Annotated in this window: 16 protein-coding genes and 1 tRNA gene; 5 read left to right on the top strand and 12 right to left on the bottom strand. The window is 42.0% G+C overall.

The features are described from left to right. Window positions 1-254: 254 nt before the first annotated feature. Window positions 255-326: transfer RNA gene (locus H6G83_RS08825), tRNA-Thr, on the bottom strand. Window positions 327-359: 33 nt separating this feature from the next. Here H6G83_RS08825 and H6G83_RS08830 point away from each other — a divergent pair. Then, window positions 360-626: a DUF3493 domain-containing protein gene (locus H6G83_RS08830; RefSeq protein ID WP_190470058.1), complete on the top strand. Its 267-nt coding sequence runs from the start codon at window positions 360-362 to the stop codon at window positions 624-626. Between the two features lie 941 nt (window positions 627-1567). Here the strand turns inward: H6G83_RS08830 and H6G83_RS08835 are convergent. Continuing rightward, a complete protein-coding gene (locus tag H6G83_RS08835; protein ID WP_190470062.1) occupies window positions 1568-4012 on the bottom strand; it encodes an ATP-dependent helicase in 2445 nt (814 codons plus the stop codon). Window positions 4013-4198: 186 nt separating this feature from the next. On the opposite strand from H6G83_RS08835, the gene H6G83_RS08840 reads away from it, so the two are divergent. Then, window positions 4199-5899, top strand: a complete 1701-nt coding sequence (locus H6G83_RS08840) for a glycosyltransferase family 39 protein (RefSeq protein WP_190470065.1) — start codon at window positions 4199-4201, stop codon at window positions 5897-5899. Between the two features lie 96 nt (window positions 5900-5995). Here H6G83_RS08840 and H6G83_RS08845 read toward each other — a convergent pair whose 3' ends face one another. Then, on the bottom strand, window positions 5996-7078 hold the full coding sequence (locus H6G83_RS08845) for a RuBisCO accumulation factor 1 (RefSeq protein WP_190470068.1): 1083 nt from the start codon (window positions 7076-7078) through the stop codon (window positions 5996-5998). Window positions 7079-7736: 658 nt separating this feature from the next. Between H6G83_RS08845 and H6G83_RS08850 the strand changes: the two genes are divergently transcribed. Further along, the gene (locus H6G83_RS08850; RefSeq protein WP_190470071.1) at window positions 7737-8681 is read left to right on the top strand and encodes a response regulator; all 945 of its coding nucleotides are present in this window, start codon (window positions 7737-7739) and stop codon (window positions 8679-8681) included. Between the two features lie 287 nt (window positions 8682-8968). Here the strand turns inward: H6G83_RS08850 and H6G83_RS08855 are convergent, their stop codons facing one another. The 4 genes from H6G83_RS08855 to H6G83_RS08870 form a co-directional block, all read right to left on the bottom strand. Continuing rightward, the gene (locus H6G83_RS08855; RefSeq protein ID WP_190470127.1) at window positions 8969-10486 is read right to left on the bottom strand and encodes a hypothetical protein; all 1518 of its coding nucleotides are present in this window, start codon (window positions 10484-10486) and stop codon (window positions 8969-8971) included. 569 nt (window positions 10487-11055) lie between these two features. Continuing rightward, the gene (locus tag H6G83_RS08860) at window positions 11056-12546 is read right to left on the bottom strand and encodes a TolB-like translocation protein (protein ID WP_190470074.1); all 1491 of its coding nucleotides are present in this window, start codon (window positions 12544-12546) and stop codon (window positions 11056-11058) included. 110 nt (window positions 12547-12656) lie between these two features. Next, window positions 12657-13412 carry a TIGR03943 family putative permease subunit gene (locus H6G83_RS08865; RefSeq protein WP_190470077.1) on the bottom strand — a complete coding sequence of 252 codons (756 nt, stop codon included), beginning with the start codon at window positions 13410-13412 and terminating at the stop codon, window positions 12657-12659. Window positions 13413-13540: 128 nt separating this feature from the next. Then, complete coding sequence (locus H6G83_RS08870; protein ID WP_190470080.1) at window positions 13541-14593, bottom strand: permease; 1053 nt, start codon at window positions 14591-14593, stop codon at window positions 13541-13543. Between the two features lie 841 nt (window positions 14594-15434). On the opposite strand from H6G83_RS08870, the gene H6G83_RS08875 reads away from it, so the two are divergent. After that, window positions 15435-16793: a sensor histidine kinase gene (locus H6G83_RS08875; protein ID WP_190470083.1), complete on the top strand. Its 1359-nt coding sequence runs from the start codon at window positions 15435-15437 to the stop codon at window positions 16791-16793. A gap of 64 nt (window positions 16794-16857) precedes the next feature. On the opposite strand, the gene H6G83_RS08880 is transcribed toward H6G83_RS08875, so the two are convergent. The 4 genes from H6G83_RS08880 to H6G83_RS08895 form a co-directional block, all read right to left on the bottom strand. Continuing rightward, window positions 16858-17121: an NIL domain-containing protein gene (locus H6G83_RS08880; RefSeq protein WP_190470086.1), complete on the bottom strand. Its 264-nt coding sequence runs from the start codon at window positions 17119-17121 to the stop codon at window positions 16858-16860. 127 nt (window positions 17122-17248) lie between these two features. Next, entirely contained in the window at window positions 17249-18124 is an 876-nt protein-coding gene (gene cysW / locus H6G83_RS08885; RefSeq protein ID WP_190470088.1) for a sulfate ABC transporter permease subunit CysW, read from the bottom strand. Then, window positions 18111-18980 (bottom strand): sulfate ABC transporter permease subunit CysT, encoded by an 870-nt coding sequence (gene cysT, locus H6G83_RS08890; RefSeq protein WP_190470093.1) that lies wholly within the window; start codon window positions 18978-18980, stop codon window positions 18111-18113. The genes cysW and cysT overlap by 14 nt, the downstream gene beginning before the upstream one ends. 284 nt (window positions 18981-19264) lie before the next feature. After that, a complete protein-coding gene (locus H6G83_RS08895) occupies window positions 19265-20410 on the bottom strand; it encodes a sulfate ABC transporter substrate-binding protein (RefSeq protein ID WP_190470096.1) in 1146 nt (381 codons plus the stop codon). Between the two features lie 560 nt (window positions 20411-20970). On the opposite strand from H6G83_RS08895, the gene H6G83_RS08900 reads away from it, so the two are divergent. Continuing rightward, window positions 20971-22107: a sulfate ABC transporter substrate-binding protein gene (locus H6G83_RS08900; protein ID WP_190470098.1), complete on the top strand. Its 1137-nt coding sequence runs from the start codon at window positions 20971-20973 to the stop codon at window positions 22105-22107. Between the two features lie 126 nt (window positions 22108-22233). On the opposite strand, the gene H6G83_RS08905 is transcribed toward H6G83_RS08900, so the two are convergent. Then, on the bottom strand, window positions 22234-22641 hold the full coding sequence (locus tag H6G83_RS08905; RefSeq protein ID WP_190470102.1) for an endonuclease domain-containing protein: 408 nt from the start codon (window positions 22639-22641) through the stop codon (window positions 22234-22236). Between the last annotated feature and the right edge of the window lie 530 nt (window positions 22642-23171).

Raw genomic sequence — 23171 nt, forward strand, 5'->3', positions numbered from 1 at the left:
AAGTCCTAAATTTATCTTTAGTAAATGGCGAATGTAGGGGCGGGTTTACAAGCGACAACACTATCACCCAAACCAGCATTCTAAAGAACTAGATATTACAACTCGCCCTTGGGACGAATTGAGGAAATTTAGAGCAATGGCACAAAGGAGCCGGAGATATTGGGATTAAAAAACGAGTAGCGCGATCGCTATAGGTTTTATGCCTAAATGGTCAAAAATCGGTCCAGACAAAAATATTATTTTCCCAAAACCCAAGCCGATGACGGGATTTGAACCCGTGGCCTGCTGATTACGAATCAGCTGCTCTACCACTGAGCCACATCGGCATATACGATTAGAAATTATAGCATCATTTACTTATGGTAGAACCTAATTCTAAGAAGCGCTTTGATCCTGAACAATATGCCCGCCTGAAAGCCGAAATGGCAACGCCTTATCGTGGACTGCGGCAATTCCTCTATATTGGTGTTGGCGCTTCTGGGTTTATTGGCGCGTTCATTTTCTTTTTTCAACTACTCGCTGGACGAAATGTGGAAAATGCTCTACCAAATTTCGCTCTGCAAGTAGGAATTGTTGCACTGATGATTTTTTTCTGGCGTTGGGAACAAAGTCGGCAAAAGCGATAGGGACTGGGGACTCTGCGCGAACGGCTGCGCTCAGTGCATCGCTGGGGACTGGGGAAGCAGAGGAGAAAATCATAACTGAGTCAGCTTATTTTACTTTTCTTTACATAGTTCGGTTTTTCTACGTCGTTCTACTTATCACTTTGTTACAAGGGGTGCGGCTTTAACTTATCGTAATATTTCTTAAAAAAGTTGATATTTTGATACAGTCCGAAATATAAAGAGAGAAAAGATAAAGAAAATATTACGAAATAAAGAATTTCTCAATTTTCTGAGACACTGGTAATTGTTCAAACGGGGTCAGCAAATATAAAGACCCTGAATATAAACCCATAACTTTCAATGGGGTCAACTATTTTAAAGACCCCCAAGTTAAAAAAACCAGAATCTTTTAAGCGCCAGTTCGAGTATTTACTTGTCTGGCGCTTGAAATTTTATAGCTGGGGACTGGGAATAGGCTGGGAAAGCTTTTACTTTGGAGTTTTGATGGTTATTTGATGTTCTAATTTAACGTGAGTTCGATGAACCTCTCCCTCCCAACCTCCCTCTCCTATGAGGAGAGGGAGGAGAAACGAAAAAATCACCCTCTTACTCCCCTCTCCTTGTAGGAGAGGGGTTGGGGGAGAGGTCAAAACAACGCTGGTCGAACTCACGTTAATTTATTTAGCGATCTGACATCTTGCACCTTCTCAATAAGCTAGTGGTGGGCAATGCCCACCCTACGAAATCATAAGCGTTTCAAGCTCAGATTTTCGCAATAACAGAGTGGTGCAAGATATAAGCGATCGCTATTCATCACTCTATTAGCCTTTTTTCTACCAGAATTTAAGCAATTGTCACAATTGCTGGTTGGTGCGTGACGCTACAAGTCTCATAACTACGTTCAAATATTATCCCCAGTCACACACCCTACAGGAAAAATATGCCAGTTGCGTAAGTCCTATCTACGAAACCACACATTCAGAAAACTGCCGTTTTAATGCGGAAAATACTGGACATGGCGCTTGTTCTTGTAAGTTATCTGGTTTACTCCAGGTAAATGGGGCTTTTTGCGCCGCAGACATCCATAATAGTTGTTTTGCCCTCGTCATCGCTACATACAGTAAACGATATTCTTCAGCTGTTTTGAGGTGTTTTGCTTGTTCCCAGGCTGGCGTTACTTGTGGTATCTCGTTCTCACCGTGAAGTGCGGCACGAATTTGAGCGCGGGCAACTTCTGATAAAGTAAATTCACCTAAAAATTGGCTTTGGGGAGGAACCCAAAATCTACCGGGAATTAAGTTTTCATGGAGGAAGGGAATGAAAACGTAGTTCCAATCAAGCCCTTTGGCTTTGTGCATGGTAATAATAGTCAATTGACCATTGCGGGTGTAACGGGCTTCTGCGTCGTCTGTTTCTACAGGTTCAAACCTTTCGGAACTGACGATTTCGCTTAAGGCGGAAAGCATCGCCCCCATAGAGTTACTCCCAGCAATTTGTTTGTTTACCCGTTCTGAAAGTTTGTCGGCTGTGGCTAGTTCTGCTTGGTCGTAATTTAATGTCAGGGCGAGGAAGGAAATAATTTGATATAAAGGCAGTTCTAAACGGGCGCGGAGTAAACTACGACAGAGGTGGGAAGCTTTTTGTACTGGTTCTGGCTGGGGTGCAGCTAAGGGGCCTGGATACAAAAATTCTTCTGGTAAACTAGCAAGGGCGTTGAGGTCTTGGGTAGGAATTAATTGACGTTGTACTAATACTTCTAGGGCAGCTTTGAGGTAATCTGGAGAGTGGGGGCGATCGCAAAATTGCAACAATGCTAAAATCTCCTGGGGAACATGAGAACGGCGATCGCTCTCTCCCACATCAAACAATGTAATGTTATGCTCTTTACAGATGGGTGCTAGCGCCTCTGCTAACCAACGTCCTTGGCGATTTTCCCGCACCAACACAGCAGCACTCTTAGTCATGTCTTCGGTAAATAACTCCACCACCCGCTTAGATAGCAATTGCACGGTGTGAAAAATATCACGTGGTGTATGTAGTTCTAATCCCCTACCCATTGGGGCTGGGTTGATATCAGTTAAATTAACAGGACGAATTTTTTGCAGACTAAAGGGAGTGGAAATAGGCGTATGGGAAGACTGCCGTTTAGCACTGTAAAAACTATTCACCCATTCCAAGGCAAAGTTAGCAGCTTTAATAATCATAGCAGTACTACGACCAGCCTGATCCATTGTTGCTAACCTACCAGAGCGATCGCAATCTTGACAAAATTCCCGAAAGTAAATCGGATCGGCTGGGGTAAAAGTTGAGTTAATCGCTTGGTTAGGATCACCGACGCGGACGAGGTTGATGGGGGACTGGGGACTGGGGGGAGGTGGGGGAGATGAGGGAGTGGGGGAAGATGGGGGAGAAATGATTAACTCCTGCCTCCTGCCTCCTGCCTCCTGCCTCCTGCCTCCTGCCTCCTGGCTGCCTGCTGCTAAAATCTCTAACAGTCGCGTTTGCAACGGGCTGGAATCTTGGGCTTCGTCTTCAAAGACGGCGAAGACTTGATTTTGCTCAATTCTGCGGGCGCTGTTGTTTTCTAGAACACGCAGGGCGGCTAGAATCATGTCGTCGTAGTCAATAAAGTCGCGCGATCGCATCAAATTTTGATACTGTTCATACAATCCCGCCGCTATGCTTAAAATCTCATAAGCGTCTGTGGTTTGTTGACTCCATTCTCTTAGTTGAGTTGGTGATATACCAGAACTTTTGGCTTCGTGAATGACTGTAGTTGCTAAATCTGGTAAAACTTCTGTGCGTAATACTGACTGGCGGCGTAATCTTTCTGTTTCTTCACCATCAAATTGTTGCCCTTCTAACAATCGCAAATATAATCTAGGATGATTGTTGATCCATTGTTCTACGGCTGTGCGAATAAAGCGATGACTTTGGTTAGGCGTGATCAGGGTGAGGTTTTCTAACTCTAACCCTGATAAATCAGGATGACGACTGGCAATATTTAAAGCCAAACCATGCAGTGTATAGACAGCAAAGCCAGTTTGAGGTAAAGATAATTGCTTTAGGTAGTAGCGAATTTTTGATTTAATATTAGCAGCAGCCGAGCGAGTAAAGGTTACTACTACTAACTGACGACGGGAATATTTAGCTGACTCAGCCGCCTGCTGATATTGACGAGCGATCGCGATCGCCGCCGCCGCCGCCATCCCGGTAGATTTACCTGCACCCGGTACAGCCGACACCGCCAAAGGCCCCGATCGCCAGTCAGCCATTTGTTGTTGTCCAGGGCGTAAAGTCTGGCGAATTTCCGCAATTTTTGCTTGTAAACTGGCAACAAATGATATCTGAGATAATTCTGTTTGCACAGATGTTGGCAGTATTTGGGTAATATTAGTATCTGACATATAAAATTTGTGATTTAAAGTTAGATATTTTTAATAATTATTGCTATCTTTGTATATTTTACTATTTTATATTGTAAAACAATCTCATAAATTCACAAACTTAAATAGTAAAGATTATTGTTGTTTCTGCAACTAGTCTCAATGCCAAAAAATATTTTATTTCCCTAATTGACTCGGATCGTAATCATGACAAATCATAGAAGTTATTCCCATTATTTGGCTCTGTTTTGTTTGCTAGCCATTGGTACTATTTTGCGTTTTTGGCATTTGGACTTAAAACCACTGTGGTTGGATGAGGTGATTACTGCCATATTTAGTTTAGGTAATAATTATCAGGATTTGCAGTTAGATGTGCTGATTCCTCTACAACAGGTGCAAGAAATTTTTACTTTTCGTTCTGGTGTGAGTTGTCCGCAAATTGCGGCAAATATTGCTCGTCAATCTACCCACCCACCACTGTTTTTTTGTTTAATGCACTATTGGTTGGGGTGGTTAACGCCTTTGGGAGAAGATTGGATAGTTAAATTGCGATCGCTACCAGTCTTGTTTGGTGTAGGTGCGATCGCTGCTATTTATGGTGTCAATCGTATAGCCTTTTCACCAAAATCGGGTATCATCGCCGCCGCTTTCATGGCGGTATCTCCCTTTGCCGTTTACCTTTCTCAAGAGGCAAGGCACTATACCTTACCCATGCTCTGTATCAGTTTAGCATTACTGATGCTCATGCAGATTCAACGGAATTTGGCTCAAGGAATTTGGAAATTATGGGTATGGCTATTATGGGTAGTGATTAATATTATAGGTTTTTATATCCACTACTTTTTTGCATTAGTTTTTATTGCCGAGATTGCAACTTTACTGATGTTGCTCAAATATCATAATTTTCAGTTAGTCAATCAGACCAAACTTTTCTTAACAATCATTCTCTCCATCAGTATTGTTATCGTGAGTTTTCTGCCTTGGATGATCACAACTTTCAATCATGCTCAAAGGGCGGAAACTAACTGGTTAGATTCTCCAACTATTATCTCGCCTATATACCAAATTATCATGAATTGGATATTAATGGTGATTTTCTTGCCTGTTGAAAATCAACCTTTAATAGTTGTGATTATTAGCGGAGTTTTGATGCTAGCATTTACTATATTTGCAAGTTTACAAGTTTTTCGTGGTTTAAAGCAACTATGGATCAAGCCTGCTACTCACTCAGCTACATTGACACTTTTAAGTTTTACAGGCTGTATATTATTGCAAATAATTGTTATTGCCTATCTTACGAATAAAGATATTACTAGCGTTCCTCGTTACAGCTTTGTTTACTATCCAGGCTTTTGTGCATTATTAGCTGCTAGCCTAAGTGTAAATCGCCGATATAAATTTATTCCCATAATTACCAAGAATTTTAAAAGTCAAAATTTATCTATTTTAATTTTTATCTTTGTTGGTTTATTGAGTAGTATTTTTGTTGTTCATAATCTAGTATTCCAAAAACCTTTTCAACCCGACAGAGTAGCACAAAATTTAAATTTAGACCCCTCTTCACCTGTGATTTTGGTGACTACATACAGCAATTACCAAGATGCAGTGTTGGGAATTAGTATTGCTTCCGCACTAGAACAGGTTAGAAGCCAAAACTCACAGCCTGATAACTTTGTAGCTTTATCACCAGACCCTGATTTGAGTGCAGTATGGAAGAAAATTTCCCAACTACCCATATCAGTAAAATCTCCCCTTAATTTATGGATAGTGGGAAGGGGAATGAGAAGACAAAGTTTTCCTCAGCAATTGTTGCTATCTAACCAAACCATTTGTCAACTCGACCCCAAGCACCATTACCGTATTGGAATCCGCCATCAACTTTATAGGTGTGAGGGAAGGAGTCCATAGTCCACAGTCAATAGTCCACAGTCAATAGGACAAAGGCAACAAATTCTTCCCTTTCCCCTCTTCTTCCCCTGTTCCCTGTAACCTGTTCCCTATCACCTATTCATCAATTTGCCAGGAATCTTTTGTGACATTTTCATCGAGAATTTTTCGAGGACGAACAATAATAATTACCTTTCCTAATATGGGTAGTTCTGGTTGGGTTTCAAACCACTGAAAATCCAATTCGCCACCGTTATCTATGACAAAATAACTAAAGTCATTCCATTCGCGTTGGGAACGATCTACAACTACTAGCACAGGCCCAGGTTGAACCTGACTTTGACTAGGGAAGCGATCGCTAGTTGCTATAATCGTTACTGGATCTTCTGCGGCTAACAATACTTGCCAACCCGGTAAAGCTACCCAAGCCTGTTCACCAGCAAATTTCACTATCCGAAATGGTTCGAGTTCTTCAACTAGAGGAACGGCTTGGAGTTCTTGCACTTTTAAAGGTAACTTACCCACTACAGGAACAATACGGGGTAGTTCGTCCTCTGTATCGAAGCGGTAAAAGGGAGGAATGGGTGCGGGACGCTGGGAAACCACCGTAAAATCAACTAGTAACTGTTCGATTTGTTTCCTAGCTGATTGACTATGTGCAAATCTTAAGCCTTTAGCAATTAAGCGCGATCGCTCTTGTAAATCTGTGTACTGCCGTGCTAACTTCCAAGCTTGATAGGCTACTGCATCCCCAGGATGGTTAGTGAATCCTTCCGGTAAAGTGCGGAAGTAGGAAAAATCCTTAATTGCTTTAGCTACTTCCCTTGCTTCCTCCAAATCTAGTTTATGAGTAAACGTCAACTCAGCCGCCCTAGCTCTTTCTTCTTGGGTGAGCAAACGTAGTTCATATAAAACATCACTGCCACGGGTAGTATAATGAGTGCGTGCAGCCTCTGATGCTCCCGCCTTTTCTAAAGAACTATAAACTTGAGCGCCTACAACCACCTGATTTTGCTGAATTGGCTCAAATCCTGTAGCTTCAAAAATCTCTTGGGGATTATAACCGGATTTTTGTAAATAGGCGATCGCTTGACCCCATTCCACCCAATTACCTTGTTTTTGTCTTAGTTTCCGCAGCAGTTCTTGTGCTAATTCACTAGCGTTTTCAGGATTGGGAGTGTTAGGTGTTAAGTCAGTCATATTTTAATTCAAAATATTTTTTTAGATTCGCGCAGAAACCAAATATCAATAGAGTAGACATTTTCACTTTATAGTAGGACGCAATTTAAACTAACGTGAGTTCGATGAACCTCTCCCTCCCAACCTCCCTCTCCTACGAGGAGAGGGAGGAGAAAGGAAAAAATACCTCACCCCCAGCCCCTCTCCTCGTAGGAGCGAAAAGTCTGTAGCTTGCTTCTCTAACGAGACGCTACGCGAACCCGTAGGGTGCGCGGGCTTGCGGCGTTCAGAACTTTTCAAGATAGAGGGGTTGGGGGAGAGGTCAAAACAACGCTGGTCGAACTCACGTTAAACTAGCATCGGCCTAACTTATAAAGTTTAGACCTTGGTTGCTGCGACTAACTTTATACTGCATCAGCAAATCTTATTCTAATCTTTAACAGCCAACTATCTCTACACTCTACCGCCAAATAAATTTTTGTGTTAATAACGTTACTTACCACAGTCAATAGGGCTATGAGTGTGTAGATGTTCACAAACCTAACACCCAGTCTCAACCAACAACTTTGGTGCATAAGTCCTGAATGTATATCCGCAATTACACGCAAGGCTTAACAAGGATAATCTACTAAGCTTGTATTGAATATAACAATATAAAAATATCTACTTGTAGAATGTTATGACTAATGGTTTTACTGAAGTTCAGGCTCATCGTCGGCAATTGTCAACTCTGGAACGAGCAAAAAAACTGAAAATCTTGGTAGTTGATGATGAACCGGATAATCTAGATTTACTTTACCGCACTTTCCGACGAGATTTTCATGTCCTCAAGGCTGAAAGTGGCATAAATGCTTTAGAAATCTTGGCAGCAGAGGGGGAAGTTGCTGTCATTATCTCCGATCAGCGAATGCCGGAAATGAAGGGAACTGAGTTCTTAAGTAAGACTGTACCTCAATTCCCCGATACAGTGAGAATAATTCTCACTGGTTTTACCGATATTGAAGACTTGGTAGAGGCAATTAACGCTGGGCAAGTCTACAAATATATTACTAAGCCTTGGGACCCCAGCGAACTGAAAGCCGTTGTGCAGAGAGCAGCCGAAACTTATGATTTGCTCAAGCAACGCACAGAAGAATTGCGTCGCGCCAATGCTCAAATGTTATTATTAACGGTTTTGGTACAGGTAACTCAAGCAGCAAAGAGTTTAGAGGAAACCTTAACACCCATCGCCACCGCATTTGCTGACAGCTTTACCGCCGATGCCTGTATTCTACAGATGATGGAAGGAAAAACACTCAGTGCGACACAAGGCTTTTACAGCAGTGAAGCAACCCTGAACAACTGGCTAAATCAAGATCCCCTGACAAATGAAGCGATCGCCACAGGTCAAATTCAGGTGACAGTCAATGCAGCCAAAGACCCCAACCTAGCCAGTATTAGCCACTATCAGGAGCATGGTATCCAAGCCCATGTCGTCATCCCCATTACCTACCGCGATGAGATGTTAGGTGTATTGTCCCTCCAGTGGAAAGAACCTGGTTCTTTACGGGAAGATGAATTAAAGCTCATCCATTTATCAGCCCAACTAGTAGCGATCGCACTAACCAGCAGTCGCTGTAGTTAATCAGGACTTACGCACCAAGGTTATCTGTTGAGACAGGGTGTAAGGGTGTAAGGGTGTAAGGGTGTAAGGGTGTAAGGGTTTTAAAGATTTACACCCCTATACCCCTATACCCCTACACCCTTGCCCAAACCCTTGATTTTTCGTTTTTATGCGTAAGTCCTATTAATATTAATTTGTTTGTGAACATCCGGCGATCGCCTCATCATCCATAGAAGCGGCGATCGCTTGCTCAAAAGTTTAAAAACAAGCCATAGCCTCAACAACACCAAAGTATTTATGCAAGAGGTCTACTGACTATTAGGTTTAAAATTAGGTAATTCCACCGATGCTAAAGACTTACGCTTCTTCGGAGGTCTTTGCGGATAAACCACTGGTGAAGGTGATTGGGTGTTATTGGCAGAGTCATCAAATGACTCTGGGCTGAAGTCCCTCAACGGTAACTCTAGCTCATCCAATTGTGGAGTTGGCGAGTGATGTGGCTGTTGTGTTTGGTCTATTTTTTCCGTCGGGGATACAGTAAAGGATAATGTAGAGTTCGTTGGAGCAGGACTCACCTCTATAATTACTGTTGGCTGTTCTGGTGTCTCTTCTTCTACAGTTTTCGCCGCAGTTTCCCAAACAGTCCTGTCTACTGGCGCAGATGGTGCAGGGGATGCACTTCCCGATTGAGCCGCGAAAAACATTTGAATGAGATTTTCTATTTGCTGGTCTAATTCGGCGGAACCCACCGATGAAATTTCTTCCGGTGTAGGGGGAGTAACATCTGGTTCTGGTTCCGGTTCTACTTCTGGTGGCTGAGAGATGATGCGGATCTCTTCCTTCTCCTGATCCTTCACTGGCCAGTTCCAGAGAGAAGGCTGATTAGGCATTGAGTAATCACTGGAGAAAGGGCGTGGTGTCGGGGGTTCATCCCAAGGTTTTTCTGCCTCTTGTAGTGGAGACTCTGGTTCTGCTGACCAAGGTTTAATCGGCTCGGCGTTGGGAAACAAAGACCGCGCTTTTCTAGCAAATCTAGTTTTGTGAGGGACTGGGTTTTGGGCATTGTTAACACCCGTGTCTGTAGACTCATAATTGGGGATTGATGTGTCCAGACATTTTTCTAAGGCAGCCTTGAATTGTAAAGTTTGGCGCTGCTGTCGCATCAGGCGAGTACGTAATTCTCGGCAGGCGTTTTCTGATTGGATCACCTGTTGAGATTGTTCACTGTAATTAGTCTGTAATAAAGAACACTCTCGTTCTAATTGGGCAATACGCTGTTGACTAATTTGTAATTGAGCCTTATAACTATCAATCAGAATTTCTTGATGTTGAGTAGTTTGGACAGCAGTTTCTAACTGTTGGAACAAAGACTGGATTTGTTCTTGGGCTGCGGCTAACTCCTGAGCTTGCTGGTTTAGCATCGATTCAGTGACACTAGAGCGTCTCTTCTGCCACTGCATTGCTTTTTCTGCTTCAGCTAAATCATCCCGCAAATGTTCCACTTGCTGGTATAGTTCATTATTGGCAGCCCGTAATTCCTCATTAAGTGCCAGCAACTTCTGAAATTCAGCGTCTACTATTGCTTGCTTTTCACCATCAGGCTCTACTACCCAATCTTGCAGTTTTGCGTCTTGAGAAGCATCAGCACGGGTACTGTCCTGTTCATCTTCTGCTGGGTTTAGGAGTGGCAAATTAGCAGTAGTTGTGTTATCGGCAGGCACAACTGTGTAAAAAGGACAGATTGTCTGTTCTGGTTGTAGTGAATTAGCAGAAGAATTAGGAGATTCCATCACAGCCCTATTATTTGAGGTGTCAGCTTCATTCATCACTCTTAAACCACCCACTAAAAAATCCCAGCGACGCTAACTAAAAATAGCGCTGCTTCTCAACTGCTGAGGGTTTTATCTATCAGCCAAGTTAGACTTTCCTCAGCATGGGTAGTTAGTTTTTGATGCAGTGTTCCCCGTTTTGCATATATAACTGATGTCGTTATAACATTATGAGCTTCCCCCCCGTCAACCTTAGTCCTGACGAGGGTTTTCAGTTCAAATGCTACAAATACATAACCCGCACTACAGATACTTAATCAAGGTATCAGTCTGCTGGCGTTGACTAAACAGTTATACGGTAGCCACTCACTGATAGGATGTCACAAGCTAGAGAAATACTGTCTCTGTATATAATTTATCAAATGCCTAGCTCAGAAAAGTTAAAAATTGAAAACGTTGGTTATCAGTTATCAGTTATCAGTTGACAGGTGACAGGTGACAGGTGACAGTTGACAGTTGACAGTTGACAGTTGACAGTTGACAGTTCTTCTCCTCATCTCCCTCATCTCCCCCCACTCCCCCATCTCCCCCCAGTCCCCAGTCCCCAGTCCCCAGTCCCCAGTCCCTCACGGTAGCCAGCGAGGATGAAAGCCAATAAAGGGGAGCTTTTCTGGTCTAATGGTGCTGATAGCGGTGTCGGAGATGGGTAGCAAGGGCATCAACCATAGGTTGCTGGTGGCGATCGCTTCTCCATCGTCGGTTTTTAATGTTGTGCTTGCAGATGGAGTAGGATTGGTTTGGGGAACTACTTGGTCAAATAACAAGCCTAAACCGTCAGGCGATAAGCTCATCTGCACGTTTCTCTGTTCTACGGGTAATACTAGCAAGGGTTTCTGCTGCCCGGTTTTTAGGTCAATTGCTACTAGGTAAGGCTGTTCTATGTATTGTTCTTGAGAGACAAGCTGTGTCAGCAAACAATACAATGTGGGTAAGCTGGGATCAAATTGACAGCTAAGAATTGAACCTGTAGTTTTTAACAATGGTTTTTGGATGCCTTGGTTTGTCACCAAAAACAATTCTTTTGTAAAATCTGTATTGAATTTTACCATTGCTGCTTGAGAGCCATTTTTAGAGAATGCCTGTACTAGCCCAAACTGTGGCAGAAAATCTAGAGGTTTATTGGCATCTTTTTGTAGTGGTAGAATGGCGGCTCCTTGCCCTTGAGCTACGGCTACGGCTTTACTATCGGGAGTAATCATGAAATCACCCCCTGGTTGGCTTTGTAGACGCTGTGCGGTGGGTTTTTCTCGTGAGTCGCTGGTAGTTGGCATCATCCACAACCCAAAGTCACCTGGGTTATTTTTATTTCCCCGTTGGATGACAATAGTTTGTCCATCGGGTGATAAGTCGAATTTCAGGTTTTGGTAATCTTTGTTATCTAAAATTAAGTCAATTTTACCTGCTGGTTCTGTTGGTGTATCAGGTTTGGCAGGAATACCTGTGGTGACTGTGTATAATTGGGCGGAAAGTAAGTCTTGATTATTAGCAGTACGAGCGGAGAATAAGATTTTTTCTCCATCGGGGAAGGGTTTAAAGTCCATCACTACTAGGTCTTTGGGGCTGAGTACCTTTTTCTGCTCAGATGACAAATTGTAAAGTACTAACTGCCCTTGGTCTTGTTGATCTGCGCCAATGTAGAGAATGACGCGATCGCGTGTGCGAAATTGACTAGTAAAGGGTTTAATGACTCGTTTTGTTTGTTCTTTGTCAGCAAACCTATCTTTAGCGTCCTGCAACTGTATTCTATAGTTTGTCCCGTAGGGGGCTGGTGTCAGCAGACTATAAAGCATCCTGCGCCCCGCCCAACTAAATTTCCCCGCTAAAGGTGGTTCTATTTTTAAGTTCTCCTCGACGCTTTTAATGTCCATCGGACGGCTAAATGTCAAGGAAAAAGAGATATCATCTGCGCCAATTTGTTGATTTTCCCAAGAAAAATCACGCACGCTAGAGGATACAACATCGCCTTGTAACATCAACAAGCCAATCAACAAACTCAAAATTAACATTAGAGCGATCGCTACGCGATCTAGTGGTTGGAGAAAAGGTTTGGTGGTCATTAGTCATTAGTCCATAGTCATTAGTCCACAGTCCATAGTCATTAGTCCACAGTTTATAGGTTATTCTGCCTCTCTCCCTCATCCCCCTCATCTCCCCTTCAGATAATCTACTAATAACTGTATGGATTTTGTGGTTGAGGAATTTTTTTCAACGAAGTAGCAGCAATAGTCACTTGACGTTTACCGCTTAGGGTTTCGGTGGTCATTTGTCCTTCTACTTCTAACCAAGTGTCTGGTGTATAGCGTTCTTGATTTGCGCTTAACTTGACTGGTAAACCTACGGGGTAAGCGTCAGCCGCACAGCAGGTCAGGACGAATTTGGCGAGGAATATATATTCTTTACCCAGTTCTGGGGGATGGATGACAAACCCTTGTACCTTGACTTTTTGCCCTGTATATGTATCAGGTTCTGGATAAACGTTAATGGTGCGTACCCAGTCTACAAGCGATCGCTCCTCTGGGCGAATGGAGGCGCGGAAAGATTGGGGTTGCAGGCGAGAGGTTGCTAACAAATCGGTAACGCCCCTTTGGAGGGCTTTATCGCTAGCAAAGACTTGAGGTGTAATCATAAAGCCTAAAATTGCCGTGGTTAACAGCAAACCGCTACCCCAACCAGGAGCGAATAAAGTTATGTGCTGAGATTGGGTTATTTCACGGGGACGTAAACGCCACAGTTCTTTAGCCTTGGCAAAGCCAATAATTAATAAGACAATACCAGCTACTATCACTAACCAAAAATAATTGGGGTGAATCAACAAATTCAGTTTGCCAGTCAGCCAATATCTCAGCAATAAGATTCCCCAAGCTGTAATTGCTAGGACATCGAGCCAAGAAAGTATTTTATTGGGAATTTGAGAATTGGTCATTGGTCATTGGTGATTGGTGATTGGTGATTGGTGATTGGTCATTGTTCCATAGACTATTGACTATTGACTATTGACTATTGACTATTGACTATTAACTATTGACTATTAACTATTGACTATTGACTAAATTAAAGAACGTGCAAGTTAAGAAAAAGGGTGAACAAGAATGTTAATAGTCCAGCTAGGGCAAATAAGTAAAAGATAGTTTTGGGTTTGAATAGGGATAACATCAAACCGACACTTTTAATATCAACCATCGGCCCAAAGACGAGAAAGGCTAATATTGAACCACTGCTGAATGTCGCCGCAAATGATAAGGCAAAAAATGAATCGACAGTAGAACAAATTGATACTACTGTGGCTAAAATTAGCATGACAACAATTGAGGTAATGGGGCCAGAACCTAGACTGAGGATTAATTCGCGGGGTGCTAGGACTTGAATTGCTGCGGCGATCGCACTACCAATGATCATAACTGCGCCTAACTCTCGCAATTCTTGGATGCTGTTGTCTAACAGGAGGCGCATTTTATCTCTGAAAGGTTTGCTGTTGCTGGCGCTTGTGTCGCTGTCTGCTGTGAGGTTAGCGTCTAGTCGCGCGGGACTACCACCTGCACGACCACCTAAAATATACGTTCCCGGACGCAACATACTGGATGAACCTGTATCTTTGGTTGGGGACTTACCCCGGCGTTTTGTTCCAGGCTGGGCGGGGGGATTGAATTTTAAATAACGAGCGATCGCAGGTTGGACGATTGGTTGTAAGTCTGCTTGTACACTGAAAACACAACCGATAATTGTGGCAATTAACAGCGAAAATACCACACGTAAAACTACTATTTCTGGTTGATCCCTAAATGCTGTCCATGTTGCCCAAATGACAACGGGGTTAATTGTTGGTGCTGCTAGTAAAAAACCAACCGCTACAGGTGTCGGTACTCCTTGCATCAGTAAACGCCGCGCTACTGGTACATTTCCGCATTCACAGACTGGAAACAAAAAGCCGACCATACTGCCAACTAAAGCACCTAAGAGAGGGTTTCTGGGCATTTTTTCCACCAATTTGCGCTCATCGACAAAAAATAGCAGCGCACTGGAGAATAAAACCCCCAACAGCAAAAAGGGTATCGCCTCGACTAGCAGACTCAAAAATATTGTGAAACCATTGTTCAGTTGATTCATGGGCCTCGTAGTCAAAAGCGCTGTGTATTTTTTATATTATGCCTAGTCATTCTATCGAAATTGTCGGTTGACTGTTGTCAGTTGTTTTGGACACATCTAGAGCTTTCCTGGTGGTTGATTTTCAATCATCTTGTGCAACTGACGACTAACTGCTGACCTCTAATAAAAACCCTATTTCTTTGTGGGCGGGGACTTTTAATGATAATGGATATCTTGAGCATTGTTTTCTTGTGGAAATAGTTCCGATATTAGCAGACTGGGTATAGAGTTACATAAATTTTGATTACATCAGATTTATACTTATTCCCAATAAGCTCTTTACAGTATTACCTTCCGGGCATTTTTTTCATGATTCATACTTTTTAAATAGTTGGGGATCACTATAGCTATGGCTGATTATAGCTATGATATATAGCCTGTAATGGTTTGCGGCTTTTGCAAATTAATAATGGGCAAATTAATTTTTCTTATCGCTAACTTACAGCCAAACATTTTTGATCCCGGTGTGATTGTAATTCTGCTGAGGATCGATTTTTTACTATAAAAACTTTTAACTTGCCAGTCCAATTTGCCAAAATTAACTTGTTCATCTTCCGTATTATCACTGTGACACAAAACAACTGTAAGTATTATCACTAAAATAAACTTTGTGTTAGTTTTACTAAATTCAGTTGTAGTCAGAAGCGAGAGTGCTGAAGCGCGGAAGCGAGGCGTTCAGCCTGTGCTGAGTCAAGTGAGTAGCTTGCTTCTCTTAGGTTCCCTACGGAACACTACGTGAAAGTCCTTTTGGGGGTAGTGGGTTTACCTCCTTTAACAGTTCTTGTATATATCAGGGTGTCCAGTGTCACAAGAATTTTGTTCTGTTATCTCACCGCCTGTTTTATCTGCTGGTAGCGATCGCGATTTATGTTTAGATTCCACTATCCAAGAACTACCAATGTACAACTTTGGGGTGGAAGTTAGCGTTATTGGCACAGAAGTGGGAAAATATTTTGATAAATACCCTTTGTTACCGGGAGTAATCCTGCTCGAACAGGGTAAATATGTCGGGATGATTTCGCGACGGCGATTAGTAGAGTTTTTGCTGCGTCCCTACGGACAAGAGTTGTTTGCTAAAGAATCATTAGATGTTCTTTACAGCTATGCTCGTTTGCCTATTCTAGTGCTGAAAGATACTACGCCTATCTTAACAGCAATGCAACATACACTGAGGCGATCGCCAGAATTTTTGGCAGAACCCATAGTCGTACATACAGCAGACAATTCCTACAAATTATTAGATCCCCACGAATTGAATATTGCAGCTTGGCAAATTCGCGGTATAGAAACTCAAGTACGCTACGAACGTAGTCAAGCCCAAATGATTCAAAATGATAAAATGGCTAGATTAGGCAGATTAGTTGATGGAGTAGCACATGAAATTTTAGACCCCGTAGGTTTTATTTGGGGTAACTTAACTTATATTTCTAACTATAGCCAAGATTTACTCAAGTTAATATCTGCCTATGATCATTGTTTCCCCCACAATTCTCAAGAGATTAATGATCTTAAACAAGAAATCGAATTTGATTATTTAGCAGAAGATTTATCAAAAGCAATAACTAGCGCTCGTTCTGGAGCAGAAAGATTAAAAAAACTTGTTACCAGCTTACAAAACTTTTGTCATATAGATGCAGTTTATCCTAAACCTATGGATTTACACGCATCCATAGATAGTATCGTAATTTTAATTAAAAGTCGTTTAAAAGGAGAAATTAAAATTATTAAAAATTATGGCAAAATTCCCCCAGTTTCTTGTTTTATAGGTCAATTAAATCAAGTATTCATGAATATCTTAAGCCAAGCTGTAGATAGTTTATTAGATGAATCGGTGCGTCAGCAATTACAAGCAAATTCTGGCGACAACAATAAACAGCCAACGATAGAAATCACCACACAAGTTATTTCTCAAACAACAACTAAACCCAACGAATCAGATTCACGTTGGGTTGCAATTTGTATTGCTGATAATGGCCCAGGTATGTCTGAGGAATTACAACAACAAATACTTGAAAATTTTTCCATAGAAAAAAGAACCGCAAAAGAGACAAGTTTAGCAGTTAGTTACCGTATCATCACTGCTAGACACGGGGGAAAATTAAATTTCTCTTCCCAACTAGGTATCGGGACAAAATTTGAAATCCTATTACCTTTGCTTTAAATATCTGAGCGATCGCTCTGTCCTAACCAAGCAAGAGCAAAGCGATCGCCTACAACTTTGGTTGCTACCAATCAGCAACTTTGCTTTCATCCCAAACTTCTAATTCTAACTCTTGTAGATATTTCAGTCCACTTTGAATTTGTGCATCTGTACCTTGCAAATCCAAATCAAACCAACCGTCTCCAACAGCATTTGCTCCTAAAATCGCCGCCGCAATATTCACAGTCAAACCATATTCTGATACTAGCCGAGAAATTACAGGTTCCTGATGATAGTCTTTAGGAATCCGTAATCTAATTCTTTTATTGGTAAGTATGTTGTCAGTCATAGGTGAACTCTGATTAGGGACTGGGGAAGCAGTTATCAGTTATCAGTTATCAGTTATCAATATCATAAATTCTGACGACTATTCACTGATATGGACTATTGACTATTGACCATTGACCATTGACCATTTACTCCACATCTTTAATGCGGGTTCTGCGTTCTACAATCTCTTTTAATACTAGGGTAACTACTGCTAGTAGTGCTAAAAGAACGGCGGCGGAAAAGGCGGCTTCTGTTTCGTACTGCTTGTAAGCGTCTTCTACGAAGAGTGGTAAACTCTGGGTCTGATTGGCAATGTTACCTGATACTACTGATACAGCACCAAATTCACCCATTGCTCTGGCGTTGGTCAAAATTATGCCATAAAGTAAGCCCCAGCGAATTCCCGGTAGGGTGACACGCCAAAATGTCTGCCATTCACTCGCACCCAAGGTTTTGGCGGCTTCTTCTTGGTCTTTGCCAAATTCCTCTAATACAGGGATGACTTCACGGGCGACAAAGGGCATACTGACGAATGCTGTAGCTAATACCATCCCTGGGAAAGCAAAGATGATTTTGAAGTCGTTTGCTTCCAACAATGGCCCAAACCAACCATTGCGCCCGTAAAGTAAGACAATCATTAAGCCAGCAACTACGGGCGAGATGGAGAAGGGCAGGTCAATAATACTTAATACTAAAGCACGTCCGGGGAATTTGTGACGCGCGATCGCCCAAGCCGCACACAAGCCAAATACTGTATTTAAAGGTACTGCTATTAACGCCAATAGTACGGTTAATCTGGCGGCGCTGAGAAAGTCGCTACGGGTGAGGTTCTGTAAAAATGGCCCTACTCCTTTACTGAAGGCTTGAACAAATACGTTCAGTGCCGGGATATATTGAACTAAGGCTAAATAAGCGATCGCTACAAAAATTAAAATTGTGGGAACCCAACTCTTTTTTTGTGGCGGTCTAGCTTTCCCCTTGTCACTTCCCGATGAGTGTAATTTTGGCTCATTTATTGTCATATCTTCTTGCCCACCCTTGCAACAAATTAATTCCTAACAGCAGTATCAAAGAAATTGCTAGTAAGACTACGCCAATTACCGTTGCACCTGAATAGTCATACTGCTCTAATCTCTGGAAAATTAACACCGGCGCAATCAAATCTTCATAGGGTGTGTTGGAGGAAATAATTACAGTCGAGCCATACTCACCCACAGCACGAGAGAAGCCCAAGGCAATACCAGTTAAAATCGAGGGAAATAACGGCGGTAATATCACTCTCCAAAATGTTGTCCATTGGGAAGCACCCAAAGACCAAGCCGCCTCTTCAACCTCACGTTCTACTTCTTGCAATACAGGTTGCACTGTTCTGACTATAAAAGGTAAGGAAATAAATACCATTGCCACCCAAACCCCTACACGGGTGAATGATACTTTAATTCCCAGTGGCGCTAATAAAGAACCAATCCAGCCATTGTCACTGTAAACTGTTGCTAATGTTAAACCCGCTACTGATGTCGGTAGTGCAAACGGTAAATCTACGGTAGCATCTACTATGCGCTTCAGGGGAAAGTCATAGCGTACCAAGACCCAAGCAATCAGTGTACCAAATACGCCATTGAGCAAAGCTGCCAGCAATGAAGTCACAAAAGTAACATTATATGTAGCCAATGCCACATCACTAGTAGCAATTCGCCAAAACTCCGAGGGCGGTTCTGTACTAGCTTTGAGAAACATAGCGATTACAGGAGCAAATAACATTAATGTTAGATATGCAATAGTAATTCGCCATGTCCAAGGCGTATTTAATACTTTTTGAATAAATACCTTCCATTTAGGAGTTTTACTATCAACTTCAGCCGTAGAAGATAAGGTCATAGATAGTTCAATGTGAAAAGATAGAGAATATTTAACTTTAGTTGGTAGTTGGTAATTGGTAATTGGTAATTGGTAATTGGTAATTGCTGAAAAAATTTTATCTATTACCTATAGGACTCACACTTGATTTTTGAAATATACGTTTGCCGATGCACTGCCCACCGGCTCATGGTCTTGGTGGGCATTGCCCACCCTACAGATACTGAAAAACTTTTATCTATTACCAATTACCTATTACCAATTACCCATTACCCATTACCTATTACCAATTACCCATTACCTATTTACCGTTTATTTTTGGCTTGAATTTGGTCAAAAACGCCACCATCAGCAAAGAATTTCTGATCAATGTTTGCCCAACCACCCAAGTCTTGAACAGTACCCAAAGTATTCACCTTGGGAAACTTATCTGTTACTTCTTTGGTTTGAGCAATTTTCTCATCTACTGGACGAAATCCTAATTTGACAAACTCTTCTTGGGCTTCTGGTGTATAGAGAAACTTGACAAACCCTTCTGCCACTTCTCTGTTACCATGCTTATCAACATTCTTGTCTACCACAGCGATGGGGTTATCAATAGAAATGTTGACATCGGGAATAACATAATCTACTTTGCTGCCTTTTTGCTGTGCCAGGATCACCTCGTTTTCGTAATTGATTAAAGCGTCACCCTGACCTTTACCAAATACATCGGTGGCTTCTCGCGCATCTTTGGCTAAAATCGGCACATTCCGATAAACCTGAGTGACAAATTCTGTTGCTTTTGCTTCGTCTCCACCAGTCTTAATTACGGAGTTCCACAAGGCTAGAAAGTTCCAGCGAGCAACACCTGAAGTTTTGGGATCAGCAGTAATTACTTTAACATTATCTTTAGCCAAGTCTGCCCAAGTTTTGATACCTTTAGGGTTGCCTGAGCGAGTAATGATTGCTGCTACAGATTTAGAAACAATACCATTATTGGGATTTTCTTGTTCCCATCCAGGCTGAATTAGTCCAGCTTTCTCAATTTTTTGCGTGTCTAAAGCCAGCGCCAAGTGGACAATATCGGCTTCCAAACCATCAATAACCGCACGAGTTTGAGAACCAGAACCACCGTAACTTTGCTTAAAGGTGACGGTTTGGTTATGTTCCTGCTTCCATTTTTCGACAAATTTGGGAATGATGGCTTCGTGCGCGGCTTTGGTCACAGCAAAGGACACTAGGGTTAATTCCACATTTGGTTTGTTGGCAGCAACAGGACTAGCAGTTGGGTTTTGTGTACTAGCATTATTGCCATTGCTACCACCAGTGCAGGCGGCTAGCGCTACACTTAAAACCGCACCGACTAATACTAATGACACAAAGCTGTTTAATGAGTTGAATCTAAATCTATGTGTCGTCTGCTGGGCTATCAGCAGCAGTTTTTTCAGGGGACGCTGCCACAGGTTCATTTAATCTCCTCCAGATGAATCTACAGTTAATCGATGAGAATACTCAATATTACAGTCTAACGATACATAGATAATTGCAGACCTTCGTAAAATATACAATAAGAAAACTTCATAATATCTATCGATAATATGGTAATTATAGTGATTCTACCAGCTTGCTTGGCAACTAAAAATGCTGTTAAGGTTTAGTATCAAATTTTGCTAACATTTAGCATCTTTGTATTTAAAGTAACTTGATACTATATAGCTAATTATTGCTGTAGTCTATATCTTTAATAAATTTTTTTCGTTAAAGCCTTGTCGTTACTGGCTTTTAAGCTATTTTGTCATGAGGAGAGCGATCGCCAATTCCTCCTTCCCATATTCGTATATTCCGAAATTTTGTGAGACACTTTACTTTTTTATAACACTGTTTTACGATAGACGTGCCGTAGAATAATAGTGAAAAAACGGGGCAGTAAGTTGTACTATTTAGTACCCTTATTGCCCCAGATTTACATTGTCTTTGTCTGGAATTTGCATCGACTAATTGCAATTAGCTACTCAGTGAAACACATCCCATGACACCTAAAATCTTAACAACGCTCAGTTCAATTGCCGAGGCGAAAAAGCGCCTATTTACTACCTGGAAGCCAACCTTAAGCCAACCATCTGCTTTAGTGCTAGCAGCAGGCTTAGGTTTAAGTGCTTTAACGCCCTTTGCTGTGGCAAATTCCCAAACTGCGTCTGCAACAGGGAAGACACAACTTATTAGCCAAGGAGGGCAGAAAGTTGAAATTACTTTAGTTTCCTACGCCGTGACAAAGGCGGCTTATGAGAAAATCATTCCTCAATTTGTGGCTAAATGGAAGCGGGAAAAAGGTCAAGATGTAATCATCAAGCAAAGTTATGGTGGTTCTGGTTCCCAAACTCGCGCAGTTATCGACGGCTTAGAAGCAGATGTTGTGGCTTTAGCATTGGCGCTAGACACTAAAAAAATCGAGAAAGCAGGCTTAATTAAACCAGGTTGGGAAAAAGAAGCACCCAATAATTCGATTGTAACTCGCTCAGTAGTGGCGCTAGAAACTAGAGACGGAAATCCGAAAAAAATTCAAAGTTGGAGTGATTTAGCCAAGCCAGGGATTAAGGTAATTACAGCCAACCCGAAAACCTCCGGTGGCGCACGCTGGAATTTCCTTGCTTTATGGGGTGCGATCGCCAAAAATGGAGGTAATGAAGCTCAAGCTTTAGATTATGTCACTAAAGTTTACAGAAACGTGCCTGTATTACCCAAAGATGCCAGGGAAGCCAGCGATGCTTTTTATAAAAAAGGTCAAGGCGATGTACTACTCAACTACGAAAACGAAGTCATTCTAGCAGCTCAACAGGGAAGAACATCACCATCCTATATTATTCCCCAAACCAACATTTCCATAGACGGCCCTGTGGCCGTCGTTGACAAAGTTGTAGATAAACGCGGTACTCGTGCTGTTTCCGAAGCTTTTGTCAAGTTTCTTTTCGCTCCAGAAGCACAACGCGAATTTGCTAAGGTGGGTTTTAGACCAGTTAACTCTGCTGTTGCTAAAGAAGTGGATAAGAAATTCCCTAAAGTCTCCAAACTTTACAACGTTCAGAGTTTAGGCGGTTGGGACGGTGTGCAGAAGAAGTTCTTCGATGATGGGGCGATCTTTGACAAAATTCAAAGTGGACGGCGTTAATGTAACAGGGCTGTAAGGGGAAGAAGTTAGCCCTTGCCATTGGTGGCGATCGCGCAGAGACTTTTGCTTAATGGGGTTGTTAGGATAAAATTTCCCCCTTCCCTACAAGGGAAGGGGGTTAGGGGGTTAGGTCTCTTCCAAACAAAATTGATAAATCAGCTTCAAAACCTGATCAAGTTTCTGCCTTACTTCTTCATTTTTTATTCTCAGCAAACGCAACCCTCTTGCTGACAAAACCTTGTCACGTTCTACATCATATTCAGCTTGTTGTTCATGAATTTTTCCATCTACCTCTATCACTAATTTAGCGGCGTGACAGTAAAAATCTACAATAAAACCATCAATAATTTGCTGACGACGAAAGTGTAACCCATGCAAACGATTAGCGCGAAGATGTTGCCAAAGGATTTTTTCTTCTGGTGTCATTTGGCAACGTAGTTCTTTGGCAATCTGTATTTTATCTGGGTTTATTGTTTGTCCTGTGATTATGTGATTTATACTATCGCCTTTACGTGGTGGTGTTGGATTATTCATGTATGAATCTTAGATACTCGTGTTGATTCATACATTATGGCTGACCTCTCCCCCGACCCCTCTCCGACGCGGAGAGGGGAGTTAGATTTCTCCCCCTTCCCTCGTAGCAGCAGGATAGTTTCATACAATGAGAGAAAAAAGACTAATGTTTTTCAAAGCCTCTCCCCCCGTGGGGGAGAGGTTTGGAGAGGGGTCAAAATCTGTGCTACAACACAAGAAATCAGGGGGTTAGGTTTTTATCATAGACTGCAAACTGCCACTAAGCTTGCTGTAGTATATACTTTCGTTAGTTTCCCTGTAGAGCAAATCTATTACTATAGGCTATAACCGTAGTTATTACATATACAAAGCCAGATTCTCAAGTTATGTCAGTTGCACCCAAGATTGAAGCAAGTAATTTAAGCATCGCTGATTTATCCCTCTTCTGTCACTTTCCGAGTATTCTGAATAAAAGGATGAAAAGAAAAAACTCTGGAAGGTAAGCAGGGCAATGGATGTAGAATTACAAATCCTCAAACATTTGGCAAGAG

Source organism: Anabaena azotica FACHB-119, assembly GCF_014697625.1.
Classification (GTDB): Bacteria; Cyanobacteriota; Cyanobacteriia; order Cyanobacteriales; family Nostocaceae; genus Trichormus; species Trichormus azoticus_A.